Genomic DNA, 23,028 nt, shown 5'->3' with positions numbered 1-23,028 from the left:
GAGGGGCAGCAGCATGAAAGCATTGTTAAATCGTTCGTTAAATGAAAAGTCAGCACTGGACATGATCTATATAAAAGCTGATGGGACAGTCTCGAAAAGAACCATCATAGTGCATCAGGTAAAACAGAATTTTATCCGGGCATTTTGTTTTAAGAGTAGGCAGACAAAAACATTTAGGATAGACAATATTCTTGCCGTTGCCCCGGTCAACTATAAAAAAGGGGTAAGGAATCATGCGTGATATGACGAAAAGGCAATCCGAAACATTGCAAGCGATTATTCATTTCATTAATGAACACGGTGTGGCTCCGACTTATAGGGAGTTAATGAAACACCTTGGTTTAAGCTCTACGAGCACAGTGAAGGGGCATCTCGACAAATTAAAGGAGAAGAATTACATCACGTGGCAGAATGGTTGCCCGCGTACGCTGAAATTAGAAAAAAGAGCTCAGCAATTTTGAAGCTCTTTTTCTATTGACTGCACTTTTTCCGCGCCAGCATAAAATTGGACAAGAACTGACGTTCGTGAAAGTTGTAGGCTGCCCGCAACCATTATGATATAATTTTGAAAAATGTACCTTTTGCAAACGGGGTGATATTTTGTTTTTTGAGGAAAAAAACACAGAGGAATTGATCAGATATGAAGATTATCCCTACGCGGTTTATGCCAGGGTTTCGTCTGAAAAGGATAGCCAAACAACATCCATACAAAACCAGATAGACATATGCCATCACTGGATTGAAAAAAACAACTATGAATGGAAAGACGAGGCTATCCAGCTGGACGATGGTATAAGTGGAACAATTCTTCTCGACCGTAAAGCCATGCAGTTAATTTTAAACAAGGCCAAGAATCACAAATTGAAAATGGTTGTATTTAAATCCATCAGCCGGCTTGCAAGGGATCTGAAGGATGCGCTAGATATAAAAGAGGTTTTGCTGGCGCACGGCGTTCGTGTAGTTACGCTGGAAGAGGGATATGACAGTTTATATGAAGGAAAAAACTCAATGAAGTTCGAAATGTTTTCCATGTTTGCTGCTCAATACCCACAGACAATATCGGTTTCAGCAAGTAGCGCACTCGCAGCGAAAGCAAGGCGCGGGGAACATTCAGGCCGGGTTCCGTATGGGTATAAGAAAAACGGCAAGTTTCTTGAAATTTACGAAGAACAAGCAAAAGTGATTCGCATGATTTTTGATTTATACAATAATCACGGTTACGGCCAAAAGAGAGTTGTGCACAAATTAAATGAAGAATTGCTGCTCGGCAATATTCCCAAGCCTCAGCAGAATGAGCGATGGCAACTATCAACTGTTCAAAGGATTTTACAAAATCCGATCTATTGCGGTGTGTTCATTGCAAACCGGTATACTCAAGTGAAAATCGGGGGGCGAAAAAAATTCATCCGTAACCCAGAGGAAAAATGGACGATTTATAAAGATTGGGCGCCGAAGATCATTACACTGGAAGATTACGAAAAGGCGAATAATAAAAAGCATGTGCTGAAAAAACGGCGTTTCAATCCGAAAAACGAACTTCGCGGCTTAATGAAGTGCGGTGTTTGCGGCGCGAACATGGTCATTCTGTTCAGTTATAGACGCAGGAAGAAAGACGGCGTAAAAGTGGAGCACAATTATGTGAAGTGCAGCGCCTACCGACGCGGAGGGAAAAACATGTGTATTTCTCACCCGCCCATCCAGTACAAAGACTTACGCGAAATAGTCATTGAAAAGCTCAAGGAGAAGGGCCGTAAGTTAAAACTGAATGTGAAATCAGATTATGAAGAGAAAAAGAAACGGCGGATCAGAGAAACAAAAGTTCAAATTGAAGCAGCTGAGAAAAAACATAAACGGCTGCTGGAATTATTTCTCGAAGACCAAATGATCTCAAAAGCCGAATTCCAATCCAAGCGGAAAGAGATCGAGGATCAATTGGAACAGTTAAATGATAAGCTGTTTCTGCTTGAGCGTGAAGAAGAAGAATCAATTGACATTACCAACATTAAAATCGCCTTCAGTCTCCTAAAGAAAAAGGAACAGGATTTGTATGAGGCGTTTCATGCGCTTATCGAAAAATTGGTCATTCATGAAGATGGAACCGTTGATTTTCATTATAAATTCCAGTGATCATTCTCATTTATGTTTGCAAAAGATATGCATAACAAATGCCATGCAGAAGTTAGGTGTGAAAGGGCGTTCGCAAGCTGTTGTCGAGCTTCTTAGAATGGGTGAGCTAGAGCTCTGATTCTTGCCGGTTTTCCTTCTTTTCGAGAAGGAGCCGGTTATTTGCGTTGGCGCCCGGGCTGTTGGGCATGCGGTGAAAATCCCGGTTTTTCCTTTTTCTCCGTCAGTCTTGCATTTTCTTAAAAAAAGAAGGAAAATAGACACGGAGCGCATAGCCCAGAAAGATCCTTGAGTGAGGGATGGACAAATGACATCAAAATCTGTAGAGCATGTTGCGGATATCGAAAAATCACTCCGCCATATCGCTGCGATCATTAAACAAAAAGGAAGAGAAATCCTTAACCAATATGCAATTACACCGCCGCAATTCGTGGGGCTTCAATGGCTTTATGAATTGGGGGATATGACAATAGGCGAATTATCAGCCAAAATGTATTTGGCTTGCAGCACGACGACGGATCTGATAGACCGCATGGAAAAAAATAAGCTTGTCGAGCGGGTCAAAGACCCGGCTGACAGACGGGTCGTCAGAATTCATCTTCTCGCTGAAGGAGAGCGCATTATCCAAGAAGTGATTTTGAAAAGACAGGCTTATTTGCGGGATATGTTTGCGACATTTTCCGAAGAAGAAACAGCCGCTTTCGAAAAATCATTATTGAAACTGCAGCATGAAATGAAAAGAAAATGAGGCGATTTTGTTGGAACAGCCGATAGGAGTCATTGATTCCGGGGTTGGCGGGTTAACCGTTGCTAAGGAAATCATGAGACAGCTACCGAAGGAAAATATCATCTATGTGGGAGATACAAAACGCTGCCCGTACGGCCCGCGTCCTGAAGAAGAAGTTCTTCAATACACGTGGGAAATGACCGATTACCTGCTGGAAAACCACCATATCAAAATGCTCGTGATCGCCTGTAATACGGCCACGGCCATTGCCTTGGAGGATATTCAGCGCAAAACGGATATTCCGGTTGTCGGAGTCATTCAGCCGGGTGCGAGAACGGCGATAAAGGTCACGAAAAACCAGCATATCGGCGTCATCGGCACGGTCAATACCATTAAAAGCAGAGCGTATGAGCAGGCGCTGCTCGGGTTAAACGCAGAACTTCAAGTTGAGAACACGGCTTGTCCGCTGCTCGTGCCGTTTGTGGAAAGCGGACGGTTTCTTCAGGAATCAGCGGAGGAAGCGGTTGAAGCATCGCTTGAGCCTTTAAAAGGTACATCAATTGACACCTTGATTTTAGGATGTACGCATTATCCGATTTTAAAAGATCCGATTCAGAACTATATGGGGGAGCATGTGAAAATCATTTCCTCCGGAGACGAGACGGCGAGAGAAGTGAGCACCATCTTGTCTTATAAAGGTTTGTTAAACCAATCGAAACATGCACCGGAGCATCAATTTCTTACAACGGGAGAGCGGAACGGCTTCGCAAAAATTGCCGAAGACTGGTTCGGCCACGAAATCGGCCATGTCGAGTGCATCTCCCTTCAAGAGCCGGTCAGAAAATAAATCAAAAAACCCGCTGTTTACGGCGGGTTTTTTTGCGCTTCCCGGTCTATTTCCCGGACAGGGCTCGTATACATCATAGTACAAACAGCCTTAGGAGGGAAAAGTATGCTGAAAAAAGGACCTGCAGTCATTGCTGCAACATGTCTTACTTCGGCTTTTGTGTTATCTGGATGCGGTTTGTTTCAATCCGATAAAACAGCCGGGGAAATTGACCCGCCTCAAGACATTTCATATGTAAAGGATGAAGCGGGAATTCAGGCAAAACCAAAGCAGTCAGAGAAAAACGGCACTTCTAAAGCCGACCAGCCGGCCAATACAGTCATGCGAGAGCTGTATCTGATTGATAAAAACGGCTATGTCGCAGCACAGACACTGCCTCTTCCGAACAGTGAGGGAACCGCAAAGCAGGCCCTTGAGTATTTGGTTCAGGGAGGGCCTGTGTCAGAAATCCTGCCGAACGGCTTCAGAGCGGTGCTCCCTGCGGATACGACGGTAAATGTCGATATTAAAAAAGACGGCACTGCCGTCGCTGATTTTTCGAAGGAATTTAAAAACTATAAAAAAGAAGACGAACAAAAAATCCTGCAATCGATTACATGGACGCTTACCCAATTCAGCTCAATAGATAAAGTCAAAATCAGAATCAACGGGCACGAGCTGAAAGAAATGCCTGTGGGCGGCACGCCGATTACGGGCGACTTAAGCAGAAAAGACGGGATTAATATTGAAACGGCCGGAGTGAATGATCTGACAGACACCCATCCGCTGACTGTATATTATCTGGCGGAAACAGAGACAAGCGAATACTACGTGCCTGTCACAAAGCGGATTGACAATTCGGAAACAAATGACATCACCGCTGCCGTTGAACAGCTCGCTGACGGACCGGGCAAAGCAAGCGGGCTTTTGACGGACTTTAATAACGATGTTAAGCTTCTCAGCAAGCCGAAAGTGAAAGACGGCCAGGTTACACTGGACTTTAACAGCTCTATTTACGGAAGCGCCGACGAAAAAACAAAAATGGTATCATCGGGCGTACTGGACAGCATCGTTCTCACGTTAACCGAACAGCCGTCGATCAAAAGTGTTTCTATAAAAGTAAATGGAAAATCAGAACTGGTGAATGAAAAAGGAGAATCCCTTTCAAAACCTGTTTCGAGGCCGTCACAAGTGAATACGGGTAGTTTTTAATTTGCGATTTTTGATATACTAGTAAAAAAGAGGTTAGCGTTCCGGCTGCCTCTTTCTTTATTCACAATCCGGAACAAAAGGTTTATGTACATATAATCGGAGGTAAAATATGAGACACGACGGAAGACAGCACGATGAGCTGCGCCCTATCACATTTGATTTGGATTTTATCACTCACCCGGAAGGCTCTGTTTTAATTACAGCGGGAAATACGAAGGTCATCTGTAATGCATCTGTGGAAGACCGGGTGCCGCCATTTTTACGCGGCGGAGGAAAAGGCTGGATCACAGCGGAATACAGCATGCTTCCCCGCGCGACGAATCAAAGAACGATAAGAGAATCTTCAAAAGGAAAGGTCTCCGGCAGAACGATGGAAATTCAGCGGCTGATCGGGCGAGCGCTCCGGGCCGTCGTTGATTTGGAGAAGCTCGGCGAACGCACGATCTGGATCGACTGTGACGTCATTCAAGCTGACGGCGGAACAAGAACGGCTTCCATTACCGGCGCCTTCTTGGCAATGGCCATTGCGATCGGCAAACTCGTAAAAAGCGGCGTTATCAAAACCTCTCCTGTGACAGATTATCTCGCGGCCATTTCTGTCGGGATGGATAAAGAAGAAGGCCTTCTTTTGGATCTGAATTATGAAGAGGATTCGGCGGCTGAAGTCGACATGAATATTATCATGACGGGAAGCGGACGTTTTGTAGAGCTTCAAGGGACGGGCGAAGAAGCCACATTCTCCCGTGAAGATTTAAACGGACTGTTAAGTCTTGCCGAAAAAGGAATCCAGACGCTTATTCAAAAGCAAAAAGAAGTGCTGGGAGAAACATTGCCTGAACTGAAATAAGAAAGAGAGGCCTGATCACCGTGAAAGAAGCCATTATTGCGACACACAATCAGGGAAAAGTGAAAGAATTCAAGGAAATACTCGAACCGAAAGGCTACAGCGTCTCTTCTTTGGCGGAAATCGGATTTACGGAAGAAATTGAAGAAACCGGACATACCTTTGAAGAAAACGCCATCTTAAAAGCGGAAGCCGTGGCAAAAGCCGTAAACAAAATGGTCATTGCAGATGACTCCGGTTTATCGGTGGACAACCTTGGAGGCAGACCGGGCGTTTATTCAGCCCGTTATGCCGGAGAAGCAAAAGATGATAAGGCGAATATGGACAAGGTGCTGTCAGAATTAAAAGGCATCGAAAAAGAGCAGCGCACGGCCCGTTTCCGCTGCGCCCTTGCCGTCAGCATGCCGGGGCAGGAAACAAAAACGGTCGAAGGTCATGTTGAAGGGTATATTGCGGAAGGACCCGAGGGGGATAACGGGTTCGGCTATGATCCCATTTTTATTGTAAAAGATAAAGATAAAACCATGGCCCAGCTGACAAGCGCTGAGAAAAATAAAATCAGCCACAGGGCTGAGGCGCTCAAGAAACTGTCAAAGCTGCTTGATTCATAAGGGGGAGCGTATGCAATGAAAGTGCTGATAATAAGTGACAGTCACGGCCTTGAAGACGAGCTGGAGACGATTGCAAAGCGGCACGAAGACGAAGCGGATCTGATGATTCATTGCGGTGATTCAGAGCTTGACGCCGCACATCCGGCGCTCACGCCGTATCACACGGTAAAAGGCAATTGCGACTTTGGCGGCGGGTTTCAGGATGAACTCCTTCTGGACGCCGGTTCAAAGAAAATTCTGGCCGTTCACGGGCATCTTCACGGCATTAAACAGTCACTTTTAACTGTTTTTTACCGGGCGGAAGAGCTTGGGGCGGATATCGTCTGCTTCGGCCATTCACATATTGCCGGGAGTGAAGTGCTCCGGGGCAAGCTTTTGATTAATCCGGGCAGCATCCGTCTTCCGAGAGTCCGCAATGTGAAAAGCTATGCCATTCTTACTCTTACAGAAAGAGAAGGCGCCGTGACATTTTACGACGAAACGGGTCGGGAATTGAAGGACTTGGGGACTACAATCAGTTTTTAACAAGTGATGGGGGAGATTTCATTCTTCCCCATCAAAAGTTTTTAAAAAAATATTGACTTATGATTTGAACCTGTATATAATAAATCTTGTCGCTGATACATAAAGCAAAAGCTGTCCCAGTAGCTCAGCTGGATAGAGCAACGGCCTTCTAAGCCGTCGGTCGGGAGTTCGAATCTCTCCTGGGACGTACAAAAAAGAGCTGGAAAACTGATGCCGCTGGCCTTTTTTATCGGATGACTATATTGTCAATTCGCTGATATCATGGTAAAATGATCAGCAGAACAATTTGTTTTTCATGTCCCAGTAGCTCAGCCGGATAGAGCAACGGCCTTCTAAGCCGTCGGTCGGGAGTTCGAATCTCTCCTGGGACGTATAAAAAACCTCAAGCCCTGACAATGGGTTTGAGGTTTTTTTGTATTTTATTTTTTATTTTACGAAACAAAAGTTCCGTATTTGATGAAAATTGTAAAGTAATTTTAATATAAATGAAACTTAATGTAATATTTACCGTAATAAATATATGTATAAAGATACTTAAGGCGCCCTTGAGTGATAAATTATCTAATTTCTATCATGCGTTTTGTTGATTAATGATAGAAAGACAGCAGGAGGAATTAGCTTTTGAAGTACGCATTTGCATATAAAAATCACAATATAGAAACGATCTTTTGCGGAAAAGACGAGCTGTTTGAGGAACTGAAACAATTTTTAATCACTCAATGCGGTTTAATCATTGTTGAGGTTTCAAGGGCTGATTACTATACGGAGCAGGAAATGAATCAATGGAATGACCGTTATACTCTGTGAATATGAAAAGAAACCGGCCGTGTGAGACCGGTTTTTGTATCATCTGAATCCGCTCGGAGCACTGAAGCTTCCTGCATGGCCGCTGAAACCGCCTCCGAGCGCGCCGGGATGAGACCCTGCGCCGAGACTTCCGCCGACGTCACTGAAGGATTGGCCGTAGTACCCGGATGTATAAGGGTACGGAACGAATTGCTGCCCGGCGAATGACAGCGTGCTTTGCGGGGTCTGCTGTCCGTATCCGGATGACGGGAATCCCTGCTGAAAAGAAGGGCCGCCTTGATATGGTGCTGTATGCATCGGGGCCGGAGGATAATAAGACTGCGGCGGTAAGACCGGTAAAGGCGGAAATCCAGGAGGCAGGCCCTGCATGCCTGATAACATCTTATTCATGACATCACTCATTTCTTACGAGATAAGAACAGTGTATGCGTATGTCTGTATAAAGAGCCTGTTCAATCGAACGGAATATCTGACAAGCATGCCGGAAGAACAGAGAAAAATCGTGTAATAAAATGTGACATATCCGTATATGAACGGAAAAATTTCATGTAATCTTGAGAGATTAATAAAAAAATGATAAAAACTTTTAATATTTACAGATCCCTTTGTACCAGTAATGAAAGCGTATACAAAGTAGATTGATTAATCTAAATTGTCTAATAATTATAAAAATGCTGTTGACACTGCCTGCAAACGGGCGTAATATGAGTTCAAACAAAAATAAATAAATGATTCACGCTAAAAAGAAAAATCATAAAACACTGAAAAAACAAACAAATGAAGGTTCTTTTTTAATAAAAGAGCTGCCATAATAAAAAGCGCAGAAGAGGATAAGTAGCTTTGCTGAAGTTTTTCACAGAGAGCCGGTAACGCTGAGAGCCGGTAAAACAAATCAAAGTGAACTCCCCTCAGAGTGCCGGTCTGAAATGTAAAGAGTAGGACTCGGCCGAGTGAACACAATGTTTACTCGTTATCAAAACGGATAATCATTATCCATGAGACGGTCTGCATATGACCGTAAACAAGGGTGGTACCGCGGAGAGCAAAGCCTTTTCGCCCCTTTTGGCTATCGCATGAAATGCTTGGCTGAATGTGGGTGGGAAGGCTTTTTTATTTGCGTCAGCCGGCGCTGCGTTTTATGAATTGGATTTTAGAAGGGAACATTGAAAAGGAGGAACTGAAAATGGGCACAAATGTACAGGCGGATTCTTTGTCTGCTGAATGTACAAAAACAATGAACGGGGCTCTGATGCTGATTGAATCATTAAAGAAAGAAAATGTCGAGATGATCTTCGGCTATCCGGGAGGAGCCGTCCTTCCGATTTACGATAAGCTGTATCAGTCGGGATTGGTTCACATCCTGCCCCGCCATGAGCAAGGCGCGATTCATGCGGCTGAAGGGTATGCGAGAGTCTCCGGAAAGCCGGGGGTTGTGATTGCAACCTCAGGACCCGGCGCGACAAATTTAGTTACCGGTCTTGCAGATGCGATGATTGATTCATTGCCGCTCGTAGTGTTTACCGGTCAGGTGGCCACTTCGGTCATCGGCAGCGACGCTTTCCAGGAAGCCGACATTTTAGGAATTACGATGCCGATTACGAAACACAGCTACCAAGTCCGCCGTCCGGAAGATCTCCCCCGCGTGATTAAAGAGGCGTTCCATATCGCCACGACGGGAAGACCGGGCCCGGTATTAATTGATATACCGAAGGATGTCGCAGCATTTGAAGGGGAGTTCAGATATGATCACGAGATCAGCCTTCCGGGTTATCAGCCGGTAAAAGAGCCTAACTATCTGCAGATCCGAAAGCTCGTGGAAGCTGTCAGCAGTGCGAAAAAGCCGGTTATTTTAGCCGGAGCGGGTGTTTTGCACGGTAAAGCTTCAGAAGATTTAAAAAATTATGTCGAACAGCAGCAAATTCCGGTAGCGCACACGCTTCTCGGTTTGGGCGGTTTCCCGGCAGACCATCCTCTTTTTCTGGGAATGGCGGGGATGCACGGCACATACACAGCGAATATGGCGCTTTACCACTGTGACTTGTTGATCAGCATCGGAGCGCGGTTCGATGATCGCGTGACCGGAAATCTGAAGCATTTTGCAAAATCGGCCAAAGTAGCGCATATCGATATTGATCCTGCTGAAATCGGAAAAATTATTGAAACGCAGATTCCGGTGGTCGGCGACAGTAAAATCGTCCTTCAGGAATTATTGAAGCAAAACGGAAAACAGGGACAGACAGAGGAATGGAAACAGCAGCTTTCAGAATGGCAAGAAGAATATCCGCTTTGGTATACAGACAACAGAGAAGAGGGCTTGAAACCCCAAAAGCTGATTGAGTATATTCACCAATTCACAAACGGAGAGGCGATTGTGGCGACGGATGTCGGCCAGCACCAGATGTGGGCGGCTCAGTTTTATCCTTTCCGAAAGGCTGATAAGTGGGTGACCTCGGGGGGGCTCGGCACAATGGGCTTCGGCCTTCCGGCGGCTATCGGAGCGCAGCTGGCCGATCGTAACGCCACGGTCGTTGCCATCCTCGGAGACGGCGGTTTTCAGATGACCCTTCAGGAATTAGATGTCATCCGGCAGCTGAATCTTCCTGTCAAAGTGGTTATCTTGAACAACGAATGTCTGGGCATGGTCAGACAGTGGCAGGAAATCTTCTATGAAGAACGCTACTCTGAATCCAAATTCTCGGCGCAGCCTGACTTTGTCAAATTGTCAGAAGCCTACGGCATTAAAGGCGTCCGGATTTCATCGGAAGAAGAGGCGGAAGAAGAGCTTAAAAAGGCGCTTTCATCAAAAGAACCGGCCGTTATTGACGTCCGGGTCGCCAAAAGCGAGAAAGTATTCCCGATGATTGCGCCGGGTAAAGGACTTCATGAAATGGTGGGGGTGAAACCTTGAAACGCATTATCACATTAACGGTGGTCAACCGCTCGGGAGTATTAAACCGGATCACCGGCCTGTTTACAAAAAGACACTATAATATCGAAAGCATCACTGTAGGCCACACGGAAACAAGCGGTGTTTCAAGGATTACATTTGTCGTCCATGTGGAAGGCGAAAATGACGTAGAGCAGCTGACAAAGCAGCTTAACAAACAAATTGACGTCCTGAAAGTGACGGATATTACAAACCAATCAATTGTACAGCGTGAGCTGGCATTAATCAAAGTTGTTTCTGCACCGTCGGCCAGAACGGAAATCAATGGAATCATTGAGCCGTTCAGAGCTTCCGTCGTTGATGTCTCAAGAGACAGCATCGTCGTTCAGGTTACCGGCGAATCTAATAAAATCGAAGCGCTCATAGAGCTTCTCAAACCTTACGGAATTAAAGAAATCGCGAGAACGGGCACAACGGCTTTTGCGAGGGGAACCCAGCAGAAGGCGTCATCCAATAAAACAATTTCAATTGTATAACACAAAAAAGGGAGAGATTAAAATGGTAAAAGTATATTATAACGGTGATATCAAAGAGAACGTATTGGCGGGTAAAAAAGTAGCGATTATCGGTTACGGTTCACAAGGTCATGCACACGCGCTGAACTTAAAAGAAAGCGGAATTGATGTCATTGTCGGCGTCAGACAAGGCAAATCATTTACACAGGCCCAAGAAGACGGTCATAAAGTCTTTTCGGTAAGAGAAGCGGCTGCCCAGGCTGATATCATTATGGTTCTTCTTCCGGATGAACAGCAGCAAAAAGTATATGAAGCTGAAATCAAAGATGAATTGACGGCGGGCAAGTCATTGGTTTTCGCACACGGATTTAACGTCCATTTCCATCAGATCGTGCCTCCTGCTGATGTGGATGTATTCCTTGTCGCCCCTAAAGGACCTGGACACCTTGTCAGAAGAACATATGAACAAGGCGCGGGCGTACCGGCATTGTTTGCCATCTACCAGGATGTATCAGGCGAAGCGAAAGATACGGCTCTTGCTTATGCAAAAGGAATCGGCGGAGCGCGTGCGGGCGTTCTTGAAACAACATTTAAGGAAGAAACGGAAACGGATTTGTTCGGTGAGCAGGCTGTTCTGTGCGGAGGTTTAACGGCGCTTGTCAAAGCGGGTTTTGAAACGCTGACAGAAGCCGGATACCAGCCTGAACTCGCATACTTCGAGTGTCTGCACGAACTGAAGCTGATCGTAGACTTGATGTATGAAGAAGGATTGGCGGGCATGAGATACTCTATCTCCGATACGGCTCAATGGGGAGACTTTGTATCAGGACCGCGCGTAGTCGATGCGAAGGTAAAAGAATCTATGAAACAAGTATTAACGGATATTCAAAACGGTACATTCGCAAAAGAATGGATCGTGGAAAACCAAGTGAACCGTCCTCGTTTCAATGCGATCAATGCAAGTGAAAACGAGCATCAGATTGAAAAGGTCGGCAGACAGCTTCGTGAAATGATGCCGTTTGTCAAACAAGGCAAAAAGAAGGAAGCGGTGGTCTCCGTTGCGCAAAATTAATGTTTTCGACACGACCCTTCGTGACGGTGAACAATCCCCCGGGGTCAACCTCAATTCCCGGGAGAAACTGGCGATAGCCAAGCAGCTTGAAAGACTCGGGGTGGACATTATTGAAGCGGGATTTCCCGCTTCATCCCGAGGTGATTTTTTAGCCGTGCAGGAAATCGCAAGAACGATTAAAAATTGTTCGGTAACAGGGCTTGCCCGATCTGTCAAAGGTGACATCGACGCAGCCTGGGAAGCGCTGAAAGACGGGGCCAGCCCGCGGATTCACATCTTTATCGCCACCTCTGACATTCATCTGAAGCATAAGCTGAAAATGACGCGGGAAGAGGTTAAGGAAAAAGCGGTTGAAATGGTGAAGTATGCAAAAGAACGCTTTCCGATCGTTCAATGGTCAGCAGAAGACGCATGCCGCACCGAACTTCCGTTTCTGGCTGAAATCGTAGAAAAAGTGATTGATGCCGGCGCGAGCGTCATTAACCTGCCGGACACTGTAGGTTACCTGACGCCGGCTGAATACGGAAACATCTTTAAATATATGAAGGAACACGTTCCGAATATCGGCCGGGTAAAGCTTTCAGCCCATTGCCACGATGATCTCGGAATGGCGGTTGCCAACTCACTTTCGGCAATTGAGAACGGCGCTGATCAAATTGAATGCGCCATTAACGGCATAGGAGAAAGAGCCGGGAACGCCGCGCTAGAGGAAATCGCCGTTGCGCTTCATGTCAAAAATGACGCGCATCAAGCCGATTCATCTCTCAATCTTCATGAATTGAAGCGGACGAGTGATCTTGTCAGCAAACTGACGGGCATGGCCGTTCCCCGCAATAAAGCAATCGTCGGAGATAACGCTTTCGCACATGAGTCCGGCATTCACCAAGACGGTTTCCTGAAAGAAAAATCAACATATGAAATCATTTCACCGGAACTTGTCGGCGTGACTGCTGATGCGCTCGTACTCGGAAAGCATTCCGGACGCCATGCGTTCAAAGACCGCCTGAATGCGCTTGGATTCCAGTTTGATAGTGAGGAAATCAATAAATTTTTTACGATGTTTAAAGAACTGACCGAAAAGAAAAAAGAAATCACCGATGATGACTTGATTTCTCTTATTTTAGAAGAAAAAGTGACGGACAAAAAAATCGGCTATGAATTTTTGTCTCTGCAAGTGCATTACGGGACGTCTCAGGTGCCGACTGCAACAGTCTCTTTAAAAAATCAGGAAAACGAACAGCTGATTCAAGAGGCGGCAACAGGGGCGGGCAGCGTAGAAGCTGTTTATAATACGCTCGGGCGCTGCATCGATAAAAATATTGAACTGACAGACTACCGCATCCAATCCAACCGGAAAGGCGAAGACGCGCTGGCTCAAGTTTTTGTCAGAGTGACCGTGAACGGAAAAGAAACATCAGGGCGGGGAATCGCGCAGGATGTTCTGGAAGCTTCTGCTAAAGCTTATCTGAACGCCGTGAACCGGCAGTTGGTGCTGGATTGCAATTTAGACGGATTAAAGAGACAGACTGCGGTCGGCTCGTAATAGAAAGGAGAACGTTTGATTTGAAAAAACGCATTGCTTTGCTGCCCGGTGACGGAATCGGACCGGAAGTGGCGGAATCAGCGGCAGATGTATTGAAAAGCGTTGCCGAACAATTCGGACATGAATTTGAATTTGAAAACGGGCTGATCGGGGGAGCGGCTATTGACGCCCATCAAAACCCCCTTCCTGAGGAGACGGTGGCTCTTTGTGAAAGATCCGACGCCATCCTGCTCGGGGCAGTCGGCGGGCCGAAATGGGACCAAAATCCTCCAGAGCTCAGACCGGAAAAAGGCCTGCTTGGCATCAGAAAAAAACTCGGCCTGTTTGCCAATCTGCGTCCCGTGACCGTATTTGAAAGCCTGTCTGAGGCGTCTCCGCTGAAAAAAGAATATATCAGCGGCGTCGACTTTGTAATCGTCAGGGAACTGACGGGCGGCCTCTACTTCGGAGAACCGAGCAGACAGTATGTCAATGAAGCGGGAGAAAAGGAAGCGGTCGATACCCTTTTTTATAAGAAAGAAGAAATCGAACGCGTTGTAAGAGAAGCCTTTAAGATGGCTGCCGGCAGAAAAGGAAAAGTGACGTCCGTCGATAAGGCGAATGTGCTTTCTTCAAGCAGGCTGTGGCGGGAAACAGCGGATGAAATCGCAAAAGAATTTCCTGATGTGACGCTTGAACATATGCTTGTCGATAATGCCGCGATGCAGCTCATCTACGCTCCGAGCCAGTTTGACGTCATCGTAACTGAGAATATGTTCGGCGATATTTTAAGCGATGAAGCTTCCATGCTGACAGGTTCGCTCGGCATGCTGCCGTCAGCCAGTTTATCAAGTTCAGGTCTTCACTTGTTTGAACCCGTGCATGGATCTGCGCCTGACATCGCCGGTAAAGGGATGGCCAATCCGTTTGCGGCGATTTTATCAGCGGCGATGCTTTTGAGAACATCTTTCGGACTTGAAAACGAAGCTCAGGCGGTGGAAAAGGCGGTCGCAAAGGTGCTTGCAGACGGCAGCCGTACACGTGATATCGCCCGGGACGGCCAATATGCCGGAACGCATGACATTACTGAAAAAGTAAAAGCCGCATTAGCCGGCTCGAATACAAAATCTATAGTGTGACGCTTTAAAGAAAGCGGTCTTAGTTCATAGGTAGAGGGAGGAAACAAAGATGATGCCTCGAACAATCATCGAAAAGATTTGGGATCGGCATGTTGTAAAAAGCGGTGAAGGAAAACCCGACCTTCTCTATATTGATCTGCACCTAATTCATGAGGTGACGTCTCCTCAGGCGTTTGAAGGGTTAAGGCAGAAGGGGAGAAAGGTCAGACGGCCGCAGAACACATTCGCGACGATGGACCACAATATTCCGACCGTCAACCGTTTTGACATTAAAGATGAAGTCGCAAAGCGCCAAGTAACCGCGCTTGAACGGAATTGTGAGGAGTTCGGCGTCCGTCTTGCGGATCTTCACAGCGCAGACCAGGGAATCGTTCACGTGGTCGGGCCTGAGCTTGGTCTGACACTTCCGGGAAAAACGATCGTTTGCGGAGACAGCCATACATCGACTCACGGCGCGTTCGGAGCGCTTGCCTTCGGTATCGGCACAAGTGAGGTGGAACATGTTCTTTCCACACAGACATTATGGCAGCAGCGGCCGAAAACGCTTGAAATCCGCGTTGACGGAACGCTCCAAAAAGGAGTGACCGCGAAGGATGTCATCTTGTCGGTCATCGGAAAATACGGGGTGAAATTCGGTACCGGATATGTCATTGAATACACCGGGGAAGTATTCAGAAACATGTCTATGGACGAACGCATGACGGTCTGCAATATGTCAATAGAAGCGGGAGCACGGGCGGGACTGATCGCTCCAGATGACACGACGATTGAATATTGTAAAAACCGTAAATACGCGCCAAAAGGCGAGGAATTTGAAAAAGCCGCCGCAGAATGGAAAGCGTTACAAACCGATCCGGGCGCCGTATACGATCATTCCATCGTGTTAGACGGCAGCGAGATTTCTCCAATGGTAACATGGGGCGTCAATCCCGGCATGGTTCTTCCGGTCGATGCCCAAATACCGGCGCCGGAAACCATTGATTCTGAAGACGGTAAAAAAGAAGCCATCCGTGCGTACGAATACATGGGAATCGCACCGAATCAAAAAATTGAAGATATTAAAGTCGAGCATGTGTTTATCGGCTCCTGTACAAATTCGCGGATGACCGATCTTCGCCAGGCTGCGGATATGATCAAAGGCCGAAAAGTCGCTGACAGCGTCAGAGCCATTGTGGTGCCGGGTTCTCAAAGCGTGAAACAGCAGGCCGAGGAAGAAGGGCTGCACCGCGTGTTTCTCGAGGCCGGCTTTGAATGGAGAGAATCAGGCTGCAGCATGTGCCTCAGTATGAACAATGATGTCGTGCCTGAAGGGGAACGATGCGCTTCCACTTCCAACCGCAACTTCGAAGGCAGACAGGGAAAAGGCGCGAGAACACACCTTGTCAGTCCGGCGATGGCGGCAATGGCAGCCATTCACGGGCATTTCGTCGATGTAAGAAAGTTTTATCAAGAAAAAACAGTTGTGTAAGGAGTGCGCGAAAAGATGGAACCTTTAAAAACGCATACGGGAAAAGCGGCCGTCTTAAACCGGATCAACGTCGATACGGACCAGATTATTCCGAAACAGTTTTTGAAAAGAATTGAAAGAACCGGATACGGCAGATTCGCGTTTTTTGATTGGAGATACCTTGAGAACGGTGAGCCTGATCCTGAATTTGAATTAAATCGCAAAGTCTATGAAGGCGCGTCCATATTAATTGCAGGAGAAAATTTCGGCTGCGGATCATCTCGTGAGCACGCTCCTTGGGCGCTGGATGATTACGGCTTCAAAATCATCATTGCTCCGTCATTTGCCGATATTTTTCATCAAAACTGTTTTAAAAACGGTATGCTTCCCATCCGTATGCCGTATGATCAGTGGAAAAAACTCGCCGGTCAATATGAAAATCAGTCTCTTAACATGACGGTTGATTTGGAAAACCAGCTCATTCACGACAGTGAAGGAAAAGAGATTTCATTTGAAGTCGATCCGCACTGGAAGGAAATGCTGATTAACGGTTATGATGAAATTTCATTAACGCTTCTGCTGGAGGACGACATTCAGCAGTTTGAATCGAAAAGAAGTTCATGGCTTCAAGCCTGAAAAGAGCCGCCCGGCATCTGTCCGGCGGCTTTTTTTACCGTGCGCACCATCCTTTCTTGTGTTTCCTGACGCGTGTTGATACACTTGAACAAAATAAGCGCCTGAAAGGAAATAAAGTATGACGCATGACAAGAAAAAAGCTGATATCATTCCTTTCCCCCGTCTGAAAGAACGCTTGGTTGATAAAGGGATGGCCGCCATGAAGGATAAACAGTATCAGGAGGCTCTCGAACTGTTTTCAGAGGCGGTAAGCCACGGTGATACCGAGTCCGACGTACATTTAGGCATGGCGATTTGTTTTCTGGAACTCGGGGAATTGGAAGAAGCAAAACAAGTTTGCGAGAAAATGCTGAATGAAGGATACGGCCATTATTTTACCGTACTGCAGGTGTACATGACCATTTTAATTCAGCTGAAACAATATGAAGAAGTCAAAAGCACAATTGAAGCTGTGCTGGAAGAAAATCAGCTGCCCGCAGAAAGTGCGGAGCAATTCTACCGGCTGCTCGAATTCAGCCGCAAAATGACCGATCCCGACCAGCAGGATGAAGCATGGGAGGAGGAATACGAGGACATTCTTGATGCGGAAAAAGTGCTGAACAGCCCCGCTGAACAAATGAATCTGATTCATTCTCTTAAAGACCGCAATATTGCAAAATACACGGGTCTCTTAAAAACGATTCTTCAAGATCCGGCCGCGCATCCGCTTATCAAGACGATGATTTTGACGCTGATGGCGGAGCATGACTACAGCAAGCCGGTCCATATTACAAAATTCGGCGATTCAATGACCGCGGTCCCGAGTGAAACGGTTCAGCCTGATGCGGCTCCGATTTTGCATCGCGTTCTCCGGGTGCTTGATGAAACGCTCGGCAATGAAAACCCTACATTATACGCTGCCGTCGAGGAGCTGTGGAGAAGGCATCTGTATGTCCTGCACCCTTTTATGCCGAAGTTTTTGAACGCAGATTTATGGGCGGCGGCGCTTCATAAGGTCGGTTACGAGATGCACGGCATTGACATTGAGCCGGAGGAACTTCATATGATGTACGAGTTTGACAGCCGCGAACTCGAAGAAGCCTGCACGATGATTAAGGATATTGAAGAAATTTCTTATTTGTAAATCACGCCATATAGTTGAAAGCGGTAGGCGTTATGTTATAATATAGTGGTTGTATTTATGTATAGCGGTTTAACTGAAATGAGAATTACGGTTGGACAGGCTGCCAGTTCATTACATAATGATTCTGATTCAAAGCGGTTTTTTCTTTGACAAAGCCGCGGATTGCTTTAGAATGGAAGACCGACACAACCTGAATAGATTTTTGGAGGGAAACACATGTCTGTAAAATGGGAAAAACAAGAAGGCAACGAAGGCGTATTAACGGTTGAAGTTGATGCGGATACGTTCAAAACAGCTCTTGATGATGCATTTAAAAAAGTAGTAAAACAGGTTTCTATTCCTGGATTCCGCAAAGGGAAAGTTCCCCGCGGTTTATTCGAACAGCGTTTCGGCGTTGAAGCTCTTTACCAGGATGCTTTAGATATTTTACTTCCTGTAGAATACCCTAAAGCGGTTGAAGAAGCCGGCATTGAGCCTGTAGACCGCCCTGAAATCGATGTTGAAAAAATCGAAAAAGGCGAAAGCTTGATTTTCACTGCAAAAGTGACTGTAAAACCGGAAGTGAAACTTGGCGACTACAAAGGCTTAGGAATCGAAAAAGATGACACTGCCGTTACTGACGAAGATGTGCAAAACGAACTTAAAGCGCTTCAAGAGCGTCAGGCTGAGCTTGTCGTGAAAGAAGAAGGCGCTGTTGAAAACGGCGATACAGTCGTTCTTGACTTCGAAGGTTTCGTTGACGGCGAAGCGTTTGAAGGCGGAAAAGCTGAGAACTACTCACTTGAAGTAGGATCAGGTTCATTCATCCCGGGCTTCGAAGAGCAGTTAACAGGCCTTGAAGCAGGCGCTGAAAAGGATGTTGAAGTAACATTCCCTGAAGAGTACCACGCTGAAGAGCTTGCCGGAAAACCAGCTGTTTTCAAAGTGAAAATTCATGAAATCAAAGCGAAAGAGCTTCCTGAGCTTAACGACGAATTCGCAAAAGACATTGACGAAGAAGTTGAAACGCTTGCTGAATTAACTGAGAAAACAAAAAAACGCCTTGAAGAAGCAAAAGAAAACGAAGCTGACGCTAAATTGCGTGAAGAGCTTGTTCTGAAAGCATCTGAAAACGCTGAAGCTGATGTTCCTCAAGCGATGATCGACACTGAGCTTGACCGCATGCTGAAAGAATTCGAACAGCGTCTGCAAATGCAAGGCATGAACCTTGAGCTTTACACTCAATTCTCAGGCCAAGACGAAAACGCGTTAAAAGAGCAAATGAAAGAAGATGCCGCAAAACGCGTAAAATCAAACCTGACTCTTGAAGCGATCGCTCAAGCAGAAAACCTTGAAGTAACGGACGAAGAAGTTGAAGCTGAGCTGACTAAAATGGCTGAAGCTTACAACATGCCGGTTGAAAACATCAAGCAGGCAATCGGTTCAACTGACGCGATGAAAGAAGATTTAAAAGTTCGAAAAGCAATTGATTTTCTTGTAGAAAACCGTTAATATGGTTCATAATAATAGACATAATAAAACAGGGCGCGATTAATTCGTGCCTTGTTTTGTACAATTATGATATAACTCTTTTTCTTGGGGCAAGATAGTCATTGCCGGGCTGTTTTTCGTCATACATATAGAATGTGCAAGTGCGAAACACATTGTTACCGTCTTACTGGAAAGTATGGTAAAATGCAATACATACTCGATCGTAGCAAGAACCGTTTTCTTTTGCCCTTCAGGTAAAAGAAAAAGTGAGACAAGATTAAGGGGTGAAAGAATGTTTAAATTCAACGAGGAAAAAGGACAATTGAAATGCTCGTTCTGCGGAAAAACGCAAGATCAGGTTCGTAAGCTGGTTGCAGGACCGGGTGTATATATATGCGACGAATGTATTGAGCTCTGTACAGAAATCGTAGAGGAAGAGCTTGGTACGGAAGAAGAAGTCGAATTTAAAGACGTTCCGAAGCCGCAGGAAATCCGTGAGATTCTGAATGAATATGTCATCGGACAGGATCAGGCGAAGAAATCACTTGCGGTTGCGGTATACAACCATTACAAACGCATCAATTCCAACAGTAAAGTGGATGATGTTGAGCTTTCTAAAAGTAATATTTCTTTAATCGGACCGACTGGAAGCGGGAAAACACTTCTTGCCCAGACGCTTGCGCGTATTCTGAACGTGCCGTTTGCGATCGCGGACGCTACATCTCTGACTGAAGCCGGATATGTCGGTGAGGACGTAGAAAACATCCTCCTCAAGCTGATTCAGGCAGCAGACTATGATGTGGAAAAAGCAGAAAAAGGCATTATTTATATCGATGAAATCGATAAAGTAGCGCGAAAATCTGAAAATCCGTCCATTACACGCGACGTATCAGGCGAAGGCGTTCAGCAGGCGCTGCTGAAAATTCTTGAAGGAACGGTTGCAAGCGTGCCGCCTCAAGGAGGACGCAAACATCCTCATCAGGAATTCATCCAGATCGATACGACGAACATCTTGTTCATTTGCGGCGGTGCATTTGACGGCATTGAACAAATCATCAAACGCCGCCTCGGACAAAAAGTCATCGGCTTCGGCTCAGATAATAAAGCGGCAGACCTGGAAAAAGAAGAACTGCTTTCTAAAGTTCTTCCGGAAGACTTGCTCCGTTTCGGGCTGATTCCTGAATTCATCGGCCGTCTTCCTGTCATTGCAAGCCTTGAGCAGCTTGACGAAACGGCACTGGTTGAAATTCTGACTAAACCGAAAAACGCACTCGTCAAACAATACAAGAAAATGTTAGAACTTGATGATGTCGAGCTTGAATTTGAAGACGAGGCATTATCTGAAATTGCGAAAAAAGCGATCGAGCGTAAAACAGGCGCACGCGGCCTGCGTTCTATCATTGAAGGCATCATGCTTGACGTCATGTTTGATCTGCCGTCCCGCGATGATATTGAAAAATGTGTCATTACCGGAGCGACAGTCGCAGACGGTGAAGCGCCGCGTCTTGTATTAAAAGACGGCACAGTTGTCGGCCAAGATAAAACATCAGCATAACATGACAAAACCTCCTGACTCGAATTGATCAGGAGGTTTTTTTTCTTGTCCTGACCCTTCTGAAAATGTTTATTCCGGGCTTTGCTGGGAGATACTAGCGGACAGAGGAATGAATTGGATACATAAATCGTTTTTTCAGGAGGGATCAGCATGAGTTGGACAGGGATCGCATTATTTGTACAGCTGTTTTTCGGGATAGTCATCGGATTATATTTTTGGAATCTGCTCAAAAACCAGCGTACACAAAAAGTGACGATAGATAAAGAATCAAAAAAAGAAATGGAACAGCTGCGCAAAATGCGCGCCATCAGTTTATCAGAACCTTTATCAGAAAAGGTGCGGCCGAAAAGCTTTCAAGACATTGTCGGCCAGGAAGACGGAATTAAAGCGTTAAAAGCAGCGCTTTGCGGACCGAACCCGCAGCATGTCATTATTTACGGTCCTCCGGGAGTCGGTAAAACGGCTGCGGCGCGGCTGGTATTGGAAGAAGCGAAAAAACATAAACAGTCACCGTTTCAAAAGCAGGCTGTTTTTGTTGAACTTGATGCGACGACCGCGCGATTTGATGAACGGGGGATTGCCGATCCGCTTATCGGTTCAGTGCATGATCCGATTTATCAGGGAGCGGGTGCGATGGGCCAAGCGGGCATTCCGCAGCCGAAACAGGGGGCTGTGACCCATGCTCACGGCGGGGTATTGTTTATTGATGAAATCGGCGAGCTTCATCCGATTCAGATGAATAAAATGCTGAAGGTGCTTGAAGATCGAAAAGTATTTTTAGACAGTGCGTATTACAGTGAAGAAAATACGCAAATACCGAATCACATTCATGATATTTTTCAAAATGGGCTTCCGGCAGATTTCCGTTTGATCGGAGCGACAACGAGAATGCCGAATGAAATTCCGCCGGCCATCCGTTCGCGCTGTCTTGAAGTATTTTTCCGCGAGTTGGAAAAGGATGAACTTAAAATCGTTGCGAAAAAAGCAGCCGACAAAATTCAGAAAGAGATTTCTGACGAAGCTCTCAGTGTGCTGACCGCATATACGAGAAACGGACGTGAAGCCGTCAATATGATCCAGATCGCCGCCGGCATGGCGGTGACTGAGGACAGAAAAGAAATTACGACAGAAGATATAGAATGGGTTGTTCATTCCAGTCAGCTTACACCTAAAAATGAGCAGAAAATCGCCGATGAACCGCAAGTCGGCATCGTGAACGGACTTGCTGTCTACGGGCCGAACAGCGGCGCATTGCTGGAAATTGAAGTGAATGTCACACCTGCGCAGGACAAAGGAAGCCTGAATATCACGGGAATTGCAGAGGAAGAAAGCATCGGCAGCCAATCGAAGTCGATCCGCCGCAAAAGCATGGCGAAGGGATCTGTGGAAAATGTTCTGACGGTTCTGCGCACAATGGGCATCAAACCTTCAGACTATGACATTCACGTCAATTTTCCGGGCGGAGGCCCGATTGACGGACCTTCAGCAGGTATCGCGATGGCCGCGGGGATTTTTTCCGCGATTCACCGCATCCCGATCGACCATACGGTGGCGATGACGGGAGAAATCAGCCTGACGGGGCTTGTCAAACCGATCGGCGGCGTCATTCCGAAAATTAAAGCCGCAAAACAGGCCGGAGCAAAAACGGTCATTATCCCATATGAAAATCAGCAGTCCATTCTGAAACGAATAGACGGAATCACCATTAAAGCGGTAAAAACGTTCCAGGAAGTGCTTGACGTCATATTGGTTGACCCTCCTTCAGAACAAAAACCGTTTGATATCCAAATGAATAAAGAATCCGTATAAACCCCATTTTTATAATGGGGTTTTTTTATGGAGGACATCTTTTCCTTTTTCAGAACAGAAAGAAAGGGTATACTACGAAGAGACTGTTTTATATACAGGGCAGGCGGATAAGCCGATTTTGCCCGATCCCGGAATTGTACAACGATGAAAAAGTTGTATTATAATGGTTCATACTAA

Annotated in this window: 22 protein-coding genes, 2 tRNA genes, 1 pseudogene and 1 other annotated feature; of the genes and pseudogenes, 24 read left to right on the top strand and 1 reads right to left on the bottom strand. The window is 46.1% G+C overall.

The window, feature by feature from the left end; genetic code table 11:
• Positions 1 to 13 precede the first annotated feature (13 nt).
• From RUW00_RS16990 to RUW00_RS16930, 13 genes and pseudogenes are all read left to right on the top strand, one after another.
• The gene (locus RUW00_RS16990; protein ID WP_069013557.1) at positions 14 to 241 is read left to right on the top strand and encodes a WYL domain-containing protein; all 228 of its coding nucleotides are present in this window, start codon (positions 14 to 16) and stop codon (positions 239 to 241) included.
• Complete coding sequence (locus RUW00_RS16985) at positions 234 to 461, top strand: LexA family protein (protein ID WP_073982288.1); 228 nt, start codon at positions 234 to 236, stop codon at positions 459 to 461. Before RUW00_RS16990 ends, RUW00_RS16985 begins: the two co-directional genes overlap by 8 nt.
• Positions 462 to 600: 139 nt before the next feature.
• Positions 601 to 2,127 carry a recombinase family protein gene (locus RUW00_RS16980; protein WP_315956684.1) on the top strand — a complete coding sequence of 509 codons (1,527 nt, stop codon included), beginning with the start codon at positions 601 to 603 and terminating at the stop codon, positions 2,125 to 2,127.
• A gap of 31 nt (positions 2,128 to 2,158) precedes the next feature.
• Positions 2,159 to 2,245 (top strand): annotated as a pseudogene (gerE, locus tag RUW00_RS16975) (spore germination transcription factor GerE); the annotation flags it as partial.
• A 186-nt stretch (positions 2,246 to 2,431) separates the two neighbouring features.
• On the top strand, positions 2,432 to 2,872 hold the full coding sequence (locus tag RUW00_RS16970; protein WP_014418574.1) for a MarR family winged helix-turn-helix transcriptional regulator: 441 nt from the start codon (positions 2,432 to 2,434) through the stop codon (positions 2,870 to 2,872).
• 7 nt (positions 2,873 to 2,879) lie between these two features.
• Positions 2,880 to 3,698: a glutamate racemase gene (racE, locus tag RUW00_RS16965; protein ID WP_012118125.1), complete on the top strand. Its 819-nt coding sequence runs from the start codon at positions 2,880 to 2,882 to the stop codon at positions 3,696 to 3,698.
• Positions 3,699 to 3,803: 105 nt separating this feature from the next.
• Complete coding sequence (locus RUW00_RS16960; RefSeq protein ID WP_014418573.1) at positions 3,804 to 4,889, top strand: GerMN domain-containing protein; 1,086 nt, start codon at positions 3,804 to 3,806, stop codon at positions 4,887 to 4,889.
• A 109-nt stretch (positions 4,890 to 4,998) separates the two neighbouring features.
• Complete coding sequence (gene rph / locus RUW00_RS16955; protein ID WP_007612934.1) at positions 4,999 to 5,736, top strand: ribonuclease PH; 738 nt, start codon at positions 4,999 to 5,001, stop codon at positions 5,734 to 5,736.
• A gap of 11 nt (positions 5,737 to 5,747) precedes the next feature.
• Entirely contained in the window at positions 5,748 to 6,344 is a 597-nt protein-coding gene (locus RUW00_RS16950; RefSeq protein WP_087920775.1) for an XTP/dITP diphosphatase, read from the top strand.
• 15 nt (positions 6,345 to 6,359) lie between these two features.
• Entirely contained in the window at positions 6,360 to 6,869 is a 510-nt protein-coding gene (locus RUW00_RS16945; RefSeq protein ID WP_101670113.1) for a YfcE family phosphodiesterase, read from the top strand.
• A gap of 113 nt (positions 6,870 to 6,982) precedes the next feature.
• Positions 6,983 to 7,056, top strand: a tRNA-Arg gene (locus RUW00_RS16940).
• Between the two features lie 110 nt (positions 7,057 to 7,166).
• Positions 7,167 to 7,240, top strand: a tRNA-Arg gene (locus RUW00_RS16935).
• Between the two features lie 250 nt (positions 7,241 to 7,490).
• On the top strand, positions 7,491 to 7,676 hold the full coding sequence (locus tag RUW00_RS16930) for a hypothetical protein (protein WP_007408136.1): 186 nt from the start codon (positions 7,491 to 7,493) through the stop codon (positions 7,674 to 7,676).
• Positions 7,677 to 7,715: 39 nt separating this feature from the next.
• On the opposite strand, the gene RUW00_RS16925 is transcribed toward RUW00_RS16930, so the two are convergent.
• The gene (locus tag RUW00_RS16925) at positions 7,716 to 8,066 is read right to left on the bottom strand and encodes a hypothetical protein (protein WP_061862445.1); all 351 of its coding nucleotides are present in this window, start codon (positions 8,064 to 8,066) and stop codon (positions 7,716 to 7,718) included.
• Between the two features lie 422 nt (positions 8,067 to 8,488).
• Positions 8,489 to 8,740, top strand: a binding site (T-box leader).
• Positions 8,741 to 8,859: 119 nt separating this feature from the next.
• On the opposite strand from RUW00_RS16925, the gene ilvB reads away from it, so the two are divergent.
• The 11 genes from ilvB (at position 8,860) to lonB (ending at position 22,851) form a co-directional block, all read left to right on the top strand.
• Positions 8,860 to 10,584, top strand: coding sequence for an acetolactate synthase large subunit (ilvB, locus tag RUW00_RS16920; RefSeq protein ID WP_159354435.1), 1,725 nt, complete (start codon positions 8,860 to 8,862; stop codon positions 10,582 to 10,584).
• Complete coding sequence (gene ilvN, locus RUW00_RS16915; RefSeq protein WP_003152598.1) at positions 10,581 to 11,099, top strand: acetolactate synthase small subunit; 519 nt, start codon at positions 10,581 to 10,583, stop codon at positions 11,097 to 11,099. The genes ilvB and ilvN overlap by 4 nt, the downstream gene beginning before the upstream one ends.
• 22 nt (positions 11,100 to 11,121) lie before the next feature.
• Positions 11,122 to 12,150 (top strand): ketol-acid reductoisomerase, encoded by a 1,029-nt coding sequence (ilvC, locus tag RUW00_RS16910; protein ID WP_003152600.1) that lies wholly within the window; start codon positions 11,122 to 11,124, stop codon positions 12,148 to 12,150.
• Complete coding sequence (locus RUW00_RS16905; RefSeq protein ID WP_280145357.1) at positions 12,137 to 13,693, top strand: 2-isopropylmalate synthase; 1,557 nt, start codon at positions 12,137 to 12,139, stop codon at positions 13,691 to 13,693. Before ilvC ends, RUW00_RS16905 begins: the two co-directional genes overlap by 14 nt.
• A 20-nt stretch (positions 13,694 to 13,713) precedes the next feature.
• Positions 13,714 to 14,811: a 3-isopropylmalate dehydrogenase gene (leuB, locus tag RUW00_RS16900; RefSeq protein ID WP_014418560.1), complete on the top strand. Its 1,098-nt coding sequence runs from the start codon at positions 13,714 to 13,716 to the stop codon at positions 14,809 to 14,811.
• Positions 14,812 to 14,860: 49 nt separating this feature from the next.
• On the top strand, positions 14,861 to 16,279 hold the full coding sequence (gene leuC, locus RUW00_RS16895; RefSeq protein ID WP_014418559.1) for a 3-isopropylmalate dehydratase large subunit: 1,419 nt from the start codon (positions 14,861 to 14,863) through the stop codon (positions 16,277 to 16,279).
• Positions 16,280 to 16,294: 15 nt separating this feature from the next.
• The gene (leuD, locus tag RUW00_RS16890) at positions 16,295 to 16,894 is read left to right on the top strand and encodes a 3-isopropylmalate dehydratase small subunit (RefSeq protein ID WP_007408146.1); all 600 of its coding nucleotides are present in this window, start codon (positions 16,295 to 16,297) and stop codon (positions 16,892 to 16,894) included.
• A gap of 118 nt (positions 16,895 to 17,012) precedes the next feature.
• Positions 17,013 to 18,017, top strand: coding sequence for a DNA damage checkpoint antagonist DdcA (ddcA, locus tag RUW00_RS16885; RefSeq protein WP_021494396.1), 1,005 nt, complete (start codon positions 17,013 to 17,015; stop codon positions 18,015 to 18,017).
• Positions 18,018 to 18,233: 216 nt separating this feature from the next.
• Positions 18,234 to 19,508, top strand: coding sequence for a trigger factor (tig, locus tag RUW00_RS16880; RefSeq protein ID WP_003152618.1), 1,275 nt, complete (start codon positions 18,234 to 18,236; stop codon positions 19,506 to 19,508).
• A gap of 271 nt (positions 19,509 to 19,779) precedes the next feature.
• Positions 19,780 to 21,042 (top strand): ATP-dependent protease ATP-binding subunit ClpX, encoded by a 1,263-nt coding sequence (gene clpX / locus RUW00_RS16875; RefSeq protein ID WP_007408149.1) that lies wholly within the window; start codon positions 19,780 to 19,782, stop codon positions 21,040 to 21,042.
• Positions 21,043 to 21,192: 150 nt separating this feature from the next.
• A complete protein-coding gene (lonB, locus tag RUW00_RS16870) occupies positions 21,193 to 22,851 on the top strand; it encodes an ATP-dependent protease LonB (RefSeq protein ID WP_095272550.1) in 1,659 nt (552 codons plus the stop codon).
• The last annotated feature ends 177 nt before the right edge of the window (positions 22,852 to 23,028 follow it).

The organism is Bacillus sp. IS1, from assembly GCF_032461585.1.
In the GTDB taxonomy this organism is placed as follows: Bacteria; Bacillota; Bacilli; order Bacillales; family Bacillaceae; genus Bacillus; species Bacillus velezensis.
This window is presented reverse-complemented; position numbering and strand designations above follow the sequence as displayed.